We start from the raw sequence: 13,574 nt of genomic DNA, 5'->3' as shown, positions 1-13,574 counted from the left end.
ACGCAACAATGAACCGCTTCGACGCGATGAGCCTGTTCGTTGCCGTGGCCGATCTGGGCAGTTTCGCTGCCGCTGCCAACCACACCGGGGTGGCGCGCTCGGTGGTGACCCGCCAGATCGCCGCGCTGGAGGCCCACCTGGGAGTGAAGTTGATCGTGCGCACCACCCGCCGGCTGACGCTGACCTCGGCCGGACGCGCCTACCTGCGCAAATGCCGCAGCATCCTCGACCTCGTCGACGCCGCCGAGGCCGAGGTCATGGAGGAGCGCCTGACCCCGCGCGGCAGCGTGCGCATCGGCCTGCCGCTGAGCTTTGGCCTGAAACGCATCGCCCCGCTGCTGCCGGAGTTCCTGCGCCGTCATGCGGAGATCACCCTGGCGGTGGATTACACCGACCGCCAGATCGATCTCATCGACGAGGGAGTGGATCTCACCGTGCGCATCGCCGCGCAGCTGCAGCCCGGCGACGTCGCCCGCAGGCTGGGCAGCTGCCGTCTGCTGGCGGTGGCCGCGCCGGCCTACCTTGCCGCCCACGGCACGCCCGCCCATCCCGCCGAACTCGCCGCCCACGCCTGCCTGGGCTATTCGACCAAGGCTGGCAACCGCCCGCTGGCCTTTGTCGTCGATGGCCGCGTCGAACGCTTTCATTTTTCCTGGCGCATGCTGGCCAACAACGGCGACGCGCTCGCCGAGGCCGCCGCCCGCGGGCTGGGCATCGCCGTGCTGCCTGATTTCATCGTTGCCGACTACCACGCCCGTGGGGAGCTGGTGACCCTCCTGGAGGCCTTCGAGCCGCCGGCGCTGGGCATCCATGCCTTGCTTCCCGACAACCGCTACATCCCCCACCGCGTCCGCGTGCTGATCGACTTTCTGGCCGAGTCGATCGAGAGTGCCGCGCCGAGCTGAACGGGGCAGCTTGCCAATGGCGTGCCATTGGGGTCGCGAGCGTCGCCAAAAAAAAGTATAAATGCGTTATCCGGTGCATTGCGCCGCTTTGTCGGGCGATTTCGCATGCAGCTAGCGCGGCCGTTGATTCTTGCCCTGTTGAGTGCCGCCCTGGCGCTGGCTGCAGTGCTGGGCTGGCGGGCGTATTCCGGCACCGGGGAGGCGCAGCGGGTGGTGCTGGTGGGCCTGTATGAGAATGCCCCGAAGGTCTATACCCGCGCCGACGGTCGTCCGGCCGGTCTTTTCATCGAACTGCTCGAAGAAATCGCCCGTCTCGAAGGCTGGCGGCTGCAGTACGTTCCCTGCCGCTGGTCGGAGTGTCTCGAAAAGCTCGAACTGGCGCACCTCGACCTCATGCCGGATGTCGCCTTCACCGCCGAGCGCAGCCAGCGCTACGACTTCCATACCGTTTCGGTGGCCAACAGCTGGTCGCAGGTCTATAGCGCTCCGGATCTGCGCATCACCGCGCTGGCCAATCTCGCCGGGCGCCGTGTGGCGATGCTGGAGGGCGGCGTCCAGCAGCGCTTCTTCGCCCAGCTGATGGCATCGGGCGATTACGGTTACCACCCGGTGCTGGTGCAATCATTGACCGAGGCCTACGAGGCGGTGGTGGCAGGCGAGGCTGACGCGGTGGTCAGCAACAGCTTCTTCGCCGCCCACAATGGCAGCCGCTACCGCCTGCAGGAGACGCCGCTGGTGTTTCTTCCCAGCAGCCTCTACTTTGCCACCGGCATCGGCCGCAACGGTGATCTGCTGAAGCGCATCGACGGGCATCTCACGGCCTGGCGCAATGATCCCGATTCCCTCTATTACGACGCCCTCAAGCGCAGCATGGCGCTGCCGCCGGAGGTGCTGGTGCCGTCCTGGGTGGGGCGCGCGCTGGCGGCGCTGGGGGCCTCGCTGCTGCTGCTCGGCGGGGTGGTGTATCTGCTGCGGCGCGTGGTTGCCCAGCGTACCGCCGCGCTGCTGGCGACCACGCGCGAACTGGAGGCCGAGCGCGCCAATCTCGAGCATCAGGTTGCTGCGCGCACCGGCGAGCTGCTCGCCGCCAAGGAGGAGGCCGAACGCCTGACGCGGGTAAAGAGCGACTTCCTCGCCAACATGAGTCACGAGATCCGCACGCCGATGAATGCCATCCTCGGCATGCTCTACCTGGCCCTGCGCACCGAGTTGCCGCCGGCCGTGCACAACCAGCTCGCCAAGGCGCAGGGGGCTGCCCATGCGCTGCTCGGCATCATCAACGACATCCTCGACCTGTCGAAGATCGAGGCCGGCAAGCTGGAGATCGAGGCGGTCGAGTTCGGCCTCGACGGGGTGCTCGAACAGCTTGCCGATGCGGTGAGCTTCCAGGCCGAGCGCAAGGATGTCGAGTTCCTCATTCGCTACGATGCGGCGATTCCGGCGCGCCTGATCGGTGATCCGCTGCGCCTCGGGCAGGTGCTGCTGAACCTGTGCGGCAATGCAGTGAAGTTTACCGAGCACGGCGAGGTGGAGCTGTCCTTCCAGGGCATCGACATCGGCGAAGAGAGCATGACGCTGGAGGTGAGCGTGCGCGACACCGGCATCGGCATGTCCGAGGAGGTCCAGCAGCACCTCTTCGAGAAGTTCACCCAGGCCGATCAGAGCACCACCCGCCGTTTCGGCGGCACCGGCCTGGGATTGTCGATCAGCCGCAATCTGGTCGAACTGATGGGCGGGCGGATGTGGATCGCCACCTCGGCACCGGGCATGGGTACCACCATGCGGTGTACCGTGCCGCTGCGCATTGCCGCCAACGCGCAGGCCCGCCAGCGCCAGCTGGTGGAGCAGGCCGGCCCGCTGCTGCAGGGGGTGCGGGTGCTGGTGGTCGACGACAACGAGGCCGCGCGCGAGATCCTTGCCGAGATGCTGCGTTACTTCCATGTCGAGGTCAGCACTGCGGCCAGCGGCAGCGATGCCCTCGCGGCCTTGCATGCGGCGCCCGCGGGAAGCCCGGATCTGGTGCTGCTCGACTGGCGGATGCCGGGCATGAACGGTGACGAGGTGGCCCGGCGCATCCGCGGCGACGCAGCGCTGACGATCAAGCCGCGCATCGTCATGGTTACCGCCTATGGGCGTGAGGACGTCATCCGTCTCGCCGACCAGGCCGGTGTGGATGGCTTCCTGGTCAAGCCGGTGTCGCCGTCGACGATTCTCGACACCTTGCTGTCGGTACTCGGCCGCGGGCGCATCCTCGGCAGCGAGGGCGCCCGCCGCAAGGCCGTGCCGGCCACTCTGGGCGGCGGCGAACTGGCCGGTACGCGGGTGCTGCTGGTCGAGGACAACGCCATCAACCGCGAGTTTGCCTGCGAGCTCTTACGCAGTGAAGGCATCGAGGTGGAGGAGGCCGCAAATGGCGAGGAGGCCCTTGCCATGGTCACCCAGCGGCCCTACGACGCGGTGCTGATGGACATCCAGATGCCGGTGATGGATGGCCTGGAGGCCGCCCGCCGCATCCGCGCGCTTGGCCAGCAACCACAGGGGCGCCATCTCGCCACCTTGCCGATCATCGCCATGACCGCGCTGGCGATGGCCAGCGATGCGCAAAGCAGCGCGGCGGCAGGGATGAACGACCACGTCACCAAGCCGGTCGCCCCGGACCGCCTGATCGCCGCACTGGCGCGCTGGGTCAAGGGCGGGGGGGCACAGCACCTTCCGCGCCAGGTGCTGGCGCCCTTGCCTGATGACCTGCGCCAGCTCGCCGGTGTCGATACCGGCGAGGGGGTGCGGCGCATCGGTGGCAATGTCGACGCCTACCGCCGCCAGTTGCGCCGCTTTGCCGAGCACTACGGCGGCGCGGCGGCCGAACTGCGCCGCCTCGTCGCCAGCGGCAGCACGCAGGCGGCAGAGGAATACTGCCATGCGCTGAAAGGCGTCGCCGGCAATATCGGCGCGCGCGAGCTGTTCGACCGCCTGGCCGAAGTCGACGCCCTGTTGCGCCACGGACGCCTGCCCGCGGAGGCCTTGCTGGCCGATATCGACAGTCGTCTGGCGGCACTGCTCGGGGGCATCGAGGCGCTCGGCGGGATGCGCGCCGCGGCACCCGAGGCGGCGCCCGTGGCCGTCGATGCAGCGACCTTGCGCGCGGACTTGCGCAGCCTCGCAGAGTCCCTGCAATATGATCTGGGCGCTGCCGAGGGCCTGCTCGAGCGCGTGCGGGTGGCGCTGGCCGGCAGCCCACTGGCAGAGAAGGTGGAGCGGGTCGCCGCGCATGTCGAGGTGTTCGAGATCGACACCGCGCTGGCGATCCTCGATCAACTGGAAAAGGCGGTGGCCGAGCAACAGTGATGAGCGAGTACGCACAACAGGAGGACAGGGGCCAGCGTCCGCGGGTGCTGATCGTCGACGACGTGCCCGAGAACCTGCATGCGCTGAAGGGCATCCTCGGCGACGAGTTCGCCCTCTCCGCCGCCACCAGCGGCGAGAAGGCGCTGGAACTGGCGCGCCGCGTGCCGCCGCCCGAGCTCATCCTGCTCGACATCCGCATGCCCGGCATGGACGGCTACTCGGTGCTCTCGGCGCTGAAGGTGGATGCGGCCACCGCCGACATCCCGGTGATCTTCGTCACCGCCCTCGACGATGCCGCCGACGAGGCGCGCGGTCTGCAGCTGGGCGTTGCCGACTACATCACCAAGCCGGTCAATCCCGGCCTGCTCAAGGCGCGCATGCGCAACCTGCTGGAGCTGCGCCGCTACCGCTCCCATCCGCTGCTGCTCGACGTCAGCGCCCGCCTGCGTCCGGGCGAGCCGCCGGCGCTGCTGGTGGTGGACGACGTCCCCGAGAACATCCATGGCCTGATCGAGGTACTCAAGGACGAGTACCGCATCATGGTGGCGCGCTCCGGAGCGCGGGCGCTGGAGATCGTTCATGGTGAGACGCCGCCGGATCTGGTCCTCCTCGACGTGGTGATGCCGGAGATGGACGGCTACGAAGTCTGCCGCCGCATCAAGGAGACGGTGGGCGGCAACCGTATTCCGGTGCTCTTCGTCACTGTCATCGACGCCCCGGCCGACAAGGTGCGCGGCTTTGAACTGGGGGCGGCGGACTTCATCAGCAAGCCCTTCGACATCGATGAGGTACGGGCACGCATCCGCACCCATCTGGAGCTTTCCCGCCTGCGTCGCTTCCTTGAGGATCTGCTCGCCCAGCGTACCGCGATGCTGCAGGTCAGCGAGGAGAAGTACCGCTTCCTGACCTATCGCGACGCCCTTACCGGCCTCCCCAACCGTGTCCTCTTCGGCGAGATCCTCGCCCACGAACTGATGCTCGCCGAGCGCAACGACAGTGGCGGGCTGGCGCTGCTGTACGTGGATGTGGACAACTTCACGACCATCAACGAGAGCTTCGGCCATCGCTGTGGAGACACCCTGCTTGGCGGGATCGGCAAGCGCCTGAAGGCGCTGGTTCCCGACGGTGACGCCATTGCCCGCATCGGCGGCGACGAGTTCGCCATCGTCGTCCAGCTCGGCGAGGGGCTGGCGCCGGACCTGCTGGCGCAGCGCATGATCGACGAGCTGGCGGTACCTTTCGCCATCGACGGGCATACGGTGTATGTCGGCGCCAGTGTCGGCGTGGCCCTCTATCCGGCCGACGGGCGCAGCGTCGAAACCCTGCAGAGCAGTGCCGAGGCGGCATTGCGCGAGGCCAAGGCCCAGGGGCGGGGCGGTCTGCGCTTCTTTGCCCCGGAGATCACCGCGCGTGCGCGCGGCCGCCTGCGTCTGGAGGCGGGCCTGCGCGAGGCCCTGGCAGAGGGGCAGCTGGCCCTCCATTACCAGCCCCAGGTCGACCTCTGCAGCGGTGCCCTGGTCGGCCTGGAGGCACTGGCGCGCTGGCAGCACCCGCAGCTTGGCAGCGTCTCTCCGGCGGAGTTCATTCCACTGGCCGAAGACAGCGGTCTCATCGTGCCGCTCGGCGAGTGGGTGATCCACGAAGCCTGCCGGCAGGTGCGCGCCTGGCTCGATGCCGGCTTGCAGGCGCCGCGGGTGGCGGTGAATGTCTCCGCCGTACAGTTCAGCCGCGGGCAGGTCGCCAGCGCGGTGGGCGCAGCGCTGACGGCCAGCGGCATCCCGGCAACGCTGCTTGAAGTGGAGATCACCGAGAGCGTGCTGCTTGCCGAGCGCGCGCAGGCCCTGCAGGCGCTTGCCGAACTCAAGGGGCAGGGTATCGGGCTGTCGATCGACGACTTCGGCACCGGCTACTCCTCGCTGTCCTATCTGCAGCAGATCGACGTGGACCGCCTGAAAGTCGATATGTCCTTCGTCCGCGGCATGCTCAGCAGCACCGGCAGCGCCTCCATCGTCAAGGCGGTCATCGCCCTCGGACACGGGCTGGGGCTGGAGGTGGTTGCCGAGGGGGTCGAGGAAGACGGCCAGGCCGCCATGCTGCGCAGCTTCGGCTGCGATGCCATCCAGGGTTACCTGATCAGCCGCCCATTGCCGGCCGCGGAGATGGGCGACTACCTGCAGGCCTTCAAGGCCCGTCCACCTGGCGGTGAAGCATCCTGAAGAATAGAGTTCTCAGTTATAAGGAAATCAATAAACAGTCTTGGACTGTATAAAGGGCTGAGGCTATCTTTTGTGCGCCGCACCGTGGCGGCGCCAACGGACATGCCTGCCCCCGATGCTCCCCGATTCCTACGCGCTGCCTTTTGTCGTGCTGGTGATAGTCGCCGTGCTGGTGGCTTTCCTGCGCGAAAAGCGCAGCCCCGACGTGGTGGCCGGCGCTGCCGTGGCCGCGTTGCTGGCGGCCCAGTTGCTGACCCCCGCCGAGGTGCTGTCGGTACTCTCCAACCCGGCGCCGCTGACCATCGCCTGCATGTTCGTGCTTTCCGCCGCGCTGGAGCGCACCGGCTGCGTCGAGGTGCTCGGCAACTGGCTGGCGCGCCTGGTCGGTGACAGCCCGGTGCGCCTGCTGGGCGGGCTGATGCTGGTGGCGATCCTGATCTCCACCTTCATCAACAACACCCCGGTGGTGGTCATCCTCACGCCGGTGGCGATCGCCCTGGCGCGGCGCTCGGATACCTTGCCCTCCAAGCTGCTGATCCCGCTCTCCTACGCGACGATCCTCGGCGGCACGCTGACCATGATCGGCACCTCGACCAACATTCTCGTCGATGGCGTGGCGCGCAAGCAGGGTCTGGAACCCTTCGGGATGTTCGAGATCACCCTGGCCGGGCTGGCGCTGGCCACCACCGGCTTCCTCTTCATCATGCTGTTCGGTCAGCGCCTGCTGCCGGCGCGCGACACCCTGTCGCGCACCCTGCGTCCCAACCTCGCGCGCACCTTCATGAGCGAGCTGCTGGTGCCGCGGGATTCGCCGATGGCCGGGAGGAGCATCGCCGACGCCAACCTCAACGGCAAGGCCGGCCTGCAGGTGCTGAAGCTGTTCCGCGGCGACGAGGTGATCACCGAGCCGCCCAACACCACCTTGCTGGAAGCCGGCGACCGCCTGGTGCTGCACACCACCGTGCGCGACGTGGTGGAGCTGCGTGAATCGGGCAAGCTCGAGTTTTCGCGCGGTCATGCCTTCGAGACCATAGCGATGCGCGACGTCATGCTGGTGGAGGCCATCGTCGGGCGCAACTCGCGCTATGTGCACCGCCCGATGCGCGACCTCGACCTCACCGCGCGCTACGGCATCGCGGTGCTGGCGGTGCACCGCCAGGACGAGAACATCCAGAGCAACCTCGACGACTTCCAGCTTCAGTTCGGCGACGTGATGCTGGTCGAAGGCACCGCCGGGCAGATCAAGCGCTTTGCCGACAACGGCGACCTGATCAGCCTCAATGACGTGCAGGAACGCGCCTACCGGCGCGACAAGGCGCCGATCGCCATCGTCGCCACGCTGTCGGTGATGCTGCTCGCCGCGCTGAAGGTGATGCCCATCGAAGGCCTCGCGCTGATCGCTGCCGCGGTGGTGCTGGTGAGCAACTGCCTGGACGTCGAGGATGCCTACAAGGCCGTGGACTGGAAGATCCTGTCGCTGATCTTCGGCATGCTGGCGATCAGCATCGCCATGGACAAGGTCGGCCTGGTGAGCCTGATCGTCGGCAGCGTGACCACTGCCGCGCCGTGGGCCACGCCGCTGATGATGCTGGCCTTCATCTACCTGTTCACCTCGGTGCTCACCGAGGTGTTGTCGAACAACGCCGTGGCGGTGCTGATCACGCCGATCGCCATCGGCCTGGCGCTGCAGCTCGGCGTCGATCCGCGCCCCTTCGTGGTGGCGGTGATGTTCGCCGCCAGTGCGAGCTTCGCCACCCCGATCGGCTACCAGACCAACACCTTCGTGTACAACGCCGGGGGCTACCGCTTCACCGACTTCCTGCGCATCGGCATCCCCCTCAACCTGCTCATGTGGGTGGTGGCGGTGGCTGTGATTCCGCTGATCTGGCCGTTCTGAGGATCATTCCCCGGCGGGTGGGGCGATGAGTCGTTCCATACGCTGGATCAGACCACTCATGCGCTTCATGTCCTCCCACATGGAGTGGTCCATGCGCATCTTGCGATAGGTGGCGGTAACCAGCGGCACCAGCACCTTGTCGAAGGTTTCGTGCATCTCGCGCAGAGCGGTGGCGAATTCGCTCGTATCCGGCGCTGCGACCTCAATGCGCGGTTGCAGCGCGCGCAGCCCCTTGCTGATTTCCTCCAGTCCCGCGCGCAGGCTGTCTTCCATCGCCGGACCCTGGCGCAGCCCTTCGACCGCACGGGCGATGTCGATCAGGGTGCCGGCGATGCGGGTGCTGCCGTCGGCATCGTCGCCGCCCAGCTTGCGACGGCGCACGAACTCTTCCTTGATCTCCTGCCAGCGCGCGGTTTCGTCCGGGGTCTGGCTGCCGAGCAGGTCGGCGAGCTTGAGGAGGTTCTCCTCGGCACCGCTGGTCAGCGTCTGCGCTTCGCCGCGGTAGTGGTCGCGCAACAGGGCGTCGAGCTCGTCGTCGCGCATCAAGGGAGTGATGGCAGTGGCGAGCTTGGTCATGTTGCGGTAGCTGCCCTGGAGCTTGAAGGGCGGCTCGTTGCGGTAGGCGTCGTCCTGCGCGGCGGATTCGATGTAGGCGAGGTTGACCTTGAGCAGCAGGTCGCGGGCACGGAACAGGCGGCGGACGAGATTGGCCAGTTCGTTGAGTTCGGCCGTGCTGTATCCGTGGCTGAAGGCGCTGTCCGCGATGTCCTCGCCTTCGGCCATGCGCACCAGACGGTGCACGTCGGCCGGATCGCGGGACGACAGCGGCAGCAGCAGCGGGTTGGAGGTCAGGCAGTTCTCGATGTAGGACAGCGCGAAGAGGTCTTCACGCCCGGCCAGCACGTCGCCGAGGTTGTAGATGTCGGCGCGGTTGGCGAGCATGTCGGGAATGCGGAAGACGTCGCCGGACTCGGTGTAGGGGTTACCCGCCATCACCACCGCGAAGCGCTTGCCACGGAGGTCGGCGGTCCAGGGTTCGCCGTTGCGCACCGCCTCGATGCGGCGGGTACCGTCGGCCAGCGCGATGAACTTCTGCAGGAACTCCGGATTGGTGTGCTGGATGTCGTCCAGGTAGAGCATGACGTTGTTGCCCATCGCCAGGCCGAGGTTGAGCTTTTCCAGCTCCTGGCGGGCGGCACTGTGGGTGGCGCCGGCCGGGTCGATGGCGGTGACGTCATGGCCGAGCGCGGGGCAGTTGATGCGCACGAAGATCATGCCGAGGCGGTCGGCAACATACTCCATCAGCGTGGTCTTGCCGTAGCCGGGCGGCGAGATCAGCAGCAGGAGACCGGAGCGGTCGCTGCGGTTGGCATCGCCGGCGGCGCCGATCTGGCGCGCGAGGTTGTTGCCGATGATGGGCAGATAGACCTCGTCGATGAGCCGGTTGCGCACAAAGCTCGACAGCGGACGGGCGCGGAACTGGTCGAGATGCAGGCGGCGTTTCTCGCTGTCGACGATCTCCAGGCGCAGCGCCTGCAGGCGTTCGAAGGCCGGCACCTGGACGCTGCGATGACGGCGCAGGCGTTGCCAGAAGTCGTTGAGGTTGAGGGTGAGGCGGCCGTCGGCAAGGCGCGGGTGTTCGCCGCGCAGACCCTCGACCACCGCGTCGAGCTCGACGTTGACGCGCTGGCGTTCGCCGTCGCTCAACAAGGCGGTGGCGGCGTCGGCCTCCCAGGCCAGCGCGCCGTCCTGCCCAGCGGCGAAGGCGGCCGTCCATTGGCGGGCGAGCCGCCAGCGCTCGGGCGGCGCCGCGGCCGCGAGGTCGGCGTGCAGGGTGGCGAGCTGGCCGTGACGCTCGAGCTGGCGCTGCAGGTCTTCGGCGAGGGTGGCGCCGGCACCGGAGATAACCCAGGCCTCGGCGCCGCGCGGCTCGGCGAGCTGGCGGACGAGATACTGGGCGGCCTCGCCGACCAGCGCGGCATCGTCGGCAAAGCCGAACTTTGGCGCGAAAACAGCGAGCGTCTGCGCGGCGTCGTGTTCGGCGCGCGCCAGCGCCTCGCGGTGGGCGAAGAGCGCATTCATCTGCACCGCCGCGCGGGCCAGCCGGAGCAGGCTCGCACGCTCGTCCTCGAAGGCGCCGAAGTGCCACCAGCAGAAGGCCAGGGCGCGGGCCTGCGGCCCGTGGGCGAGCAGTTGCGCGCCGGCCTGCATGCCGATCAGGGCCTGCAGGATGAGGGTGGCATCGTGGTCATGAACGCCGCGCTGATAGCCTTCCTGGTAGCGGCTCGCGCTGCTGCGCCGGACCAGATCGGCAAGCGGCTGGCCATCCTCGGCCGCGGCGAGCGCCTGCAGTTGGGCCCAGTCCTGCTCGCCATGCCCGTCGAGGGCGTCGGCCAGCAACGTGCCGGCGAGGTATTCGGCGCGGTAGAGGGTGTCGCTCTCCGACACCAGCGGCACGTCCCACCAGGCCTTGAGGGTGTCCAGCCGGGGGTCGTCGAGCGGCGCGAAGTAGTCGGTGCCGGTGAGGTGGTAGGCCAGCCCGCCCTGCCGCGGGACCAGGGTGAGGTCGAGCGTCTGACGGTTGACGGTGAAGGCGTGGCGGCCAAAGCGCAGGGTGTTGCCGTCCTCGGCGATGAGCTCGCGGCGGTCGCGTACCGCACGCACCGCCTGGTCGCGCGCAGCACGCAGGCGGGTGTCGAGATCGTCGGCGGCGACGTTGGCGCCCAGCGCGCGCAGTTCGTCGATCTGGCTGCGCAGCTTGGCGAGCAGCGGATCACCGGCGAAATAGCTGTGCACCTGCGGCAGATCGTTGAACTGGGCGACCCGGCGCGGAACGCCGTCGAGTACGCGCGAGGCGGCATCGACCAGCGCCTGGCTGCGGCGCTGGCGGGCCTCGGTGAGGGTCTGGCGGCGTGCCGCCACCGCTTCGACCACCGACTCGCGCTTGTTGGCCAGGGTCTCGATGAAGGCGTCCTGGTCGGCGAAGCGGGCTTCGATGTCCTCGAGCTGGCCGAGCAGGCGGGTGAGGGCGTCGTCGCACTTTTCCGGCGTATCGGCCAGTTCCAGCGCGTTCTCGACGGCCTGTCCGAAGAGCTGGATCTGCGCGCCGAACTCGGCCGCGGCCTCGACGCTGCCAAGCGCGCGGGCGCGGCTGCGGGCCTCGGCGCGCAGGCGGTTGACCTCGGCATACACGCCGCCGATGCCGTCGAGGATGCGGGTGCGGATGACGGCATCGCCGCCCGGCAGGTTGCCCAGTTGTTCGGTGAGCAGGTCGAGGCCGGCACCGGTGCTGTCGAGCGCCTTGACCTGCTCGGCGATCTCCGTGCTGTTGGTGGCGTGCGGCAGGGCGGCGGCGATCTCGTCGAGCGACTTGCGGTAGCCGTCGAAGGCGTGCTCGTCGGCAAGGAAGTTCAGCGCGCGCTCGGAGACCCGCCCCTGCTCCTCGTCGACGGTGGCTTCGAGCTCGCCGATGCGCGTCAGATCGGCGTAGCGCAGCTCGCGCATGGCCTGCAGGCGGCCGCGCTGCTCGCGCAGGCGACCGAGCGCCCGCACGAAGTCGTCGGGCGCGTGCCACATCATGCTGGCGATGTCGGTCATCAGCTCGCGCTGGCGCAGCTCGGCCTCGCTCAGTGCCTGGGCGGTGTCGCGGCGGATGCTCTCGATCTTCTCGAATTCGTCGAGGGTGTGGCGCGCGCCTTCCATGATGGCGCGGATGTCTTCGTCGAGCTTGCCGGCCTCGTCCGAATCGAGCCAGAAGTAGGCATCGAGCGCCCGCCCGCACTGGCGGATGAGGGCTTCGTAGGCATTGCGCGTGGGGGTCTGCTCGGCGACCGCGCGGGTGATGCCGGTCAGCTCGGCAATGCCGCGTACCAGTTCGGGATTGCCGATGCGGCCGAAAAAGCCCTGGACCTCCTGGTGGGCGGCGGCATGCTCGTCGCTGGCAAACGGCGTCTGCCACAGCTGCATCGGATGGTTGCGGGTCGGCTCCGGCCCCTCGGCCTGGAAGACCAGCATGCGCCCGTCGTCGAAGCGCGCATAGCCATTGCACAGAATCGGCGTGGACAGCGACTTCTCGATCAGGTTGTAGGAGAACAGCGCGTAGTGGCCAAGCCCGGGCTGGTAGAAGACGTAGAGCACGTCCTCGCCGTTGGGCGAGCGCTGCATGCGCTTGAAGCGCAGGCCGTCGCGCATCTCGGCGGGCAGGTCGAAGCGTTTGGTTTCGCCGGACTGCAGATAGTAGCCGCCCGGAAAGATGATGCCGTGGTCTTCGGGCAACTGGATGCACGAGCGTCCGATGGCGTCGATGCGGGTGGCGCTGAGGGTGCGGGTGTTGAACACCAGGTAGCGCTCGTCGCGCTCGCGGTAGGGGCGGATGCGCAGCAGGATCAGCGAACCGATGCGCGCGTAGGCGACCTCGGCGTCGGTGAGCGACTGGCTCTTGTCCTCGACCGGCTCGGAGTAGATGCCCAGCCCGCTCTCGGTGTTGTTCTCGATCTTGATCGTGAGATCGCCGCCGACGGTCTCGACGAAGACGGTGTCGAGAATGTTGATGTGCGGGTGACGACCGCCGACATGGTTCTCGCGGGTGGTCTGGGTCCACTCGAAGTCGTGGGTCGCGGGCAGCGCGATGTCGCGCTCGCCGCGGTTGTCGATGTAGCTCAGCATGCCGTCCGGCCCGATGTTCCAGCGGAACACCCGCAGGTCGGTGGCCTGCTGGCCGATCTGGAAGGCCGCCAGCAGCTTGTGCTGGTGCACCCGCAACTGGATCAGGCTGGCCTGGCGGTAGTAGGTATAGAGCTCGCGGAAATCGGCGGTGAAGCGCGCGTCGTCGAGAAAGCTGCCCTCCAGCGCCACCGCTTCGAGATCGCCCTCGCCGTCCTCGCCGAGGCGATACAGGCCGAAGACATCGGCGACCGCGGTCTCCTTGCGCAGGCCGATGAAGACGTTGTAGCCGAACAGCAGCACGTCGCCGATGCGCACCAGGTCGCGGGCGATGCAGTTGTTCTCGGTGCGCGCGCGGGTGCGCGCGATGAGCGCCTGCTCGGCACGGCCGAACTCGGCGAGGCGGGCGTCGTTGAGCGCCCGCGTCTTGCGTTGCAGATGACCGCCCAGGTCGGACAGTCGCCGCTTGAGCAGCTCGTAACTGCTGCTCTCGGCAACCAGGGCCTCGGTTGCGTCGGGGCCTTGAGCGTGCTCGGACATATCGGGTTC

The 13,574-nt window shown here is 68.1% G+C and carries 5 protein-coding genes; 4 read left to right on the top strand and 1 reads right to left on the bottom strand.

What is annotated here, in order from left to right; all coding sequences use genetic code 11:
• Positions 1–8 precede the first annotated feature (8 nt).
• The 4 genes from C8261_RS01320 (at position 9) to C8261_RS01305 (ending at position 8,363) form a co-directional block, all read left to right on the top strand.
• Positions 9–905: a LysR family transcriptional regulator gene (locus C8261_RS01320; protein WP_107491846.1), complete on the top strand. Its 897-nt coding sequence runs from the start codon at positions 9–11 to the stop codon at positions 903–905.
• 138 nt (positions 906–1,043) lie between these two features.
• Positions 1,044–4,250, top strand: a complete 3,207-nt coding sequence (locus C8261_RS01315; RefSeq protein WP_181358796.1) for a hybrid sensor histidine kinase/response regulator — start codon at positions 1,044–1,046, stop codon at positions 4,248–4,250.
• Entirely contained in the window at positions 4,250–6,466 is a 2,217-nt protein-coding gene (locus C8261_RS01310; RefSeq protein WP_107491844.1) for an EAL domain-containing response regulator, read from the top strand. Before C8261_RS01315 ends, C8261_RS01310 begins: the two co-directional genes overlap by 1 nt.
• Before the next feature lie 115 nt (positions 6,467–6,581).
• The gene (locus C8261_RS01305) at positions 6,582–8,363 is read left to right on the top strand and encodes an SLC13 family permease (RefSeq protein ID WP_107491843.1); all 1,782 of its coding nucleotides are present in this window, start codon (positions 6,582–6,584) and stop codon (positions 8,361–8,363) included.
• A gap of 3 nt (positions 8,364–8,366) precedes the next feature.
• On the opposite strand, the gene C8261_RS01300 is transcribed toward C8261_RS01305, so the two are convergent.
• On the bottom strand, positions 8,367–13,565 hold the full coding sequence (locus tag C8261_RS01300; protein WP_107491842.1) for a DNA repair ATPase: 5,199 nt from the start codon (positions 13,563–13,565) through the stop codon (positions 8,367–8,369).
• Positions 13,566–13,574 lie beyond the last annotated feature (9 nt).

Source organism: Pseudothauera lacus (assembly GCF_003034845.1).
In the GTDB taxonomy this organism is placed as follows: Bacteria; Pseudomonadota; Gammaproteobacteria; order Burkholderiales; family Rhodocyclaceae; genus Pseudothauera; species Pseudothauera lacus.
This window is presented reverse-complemented; position numbering and strand designations above follow the sequence as displayed.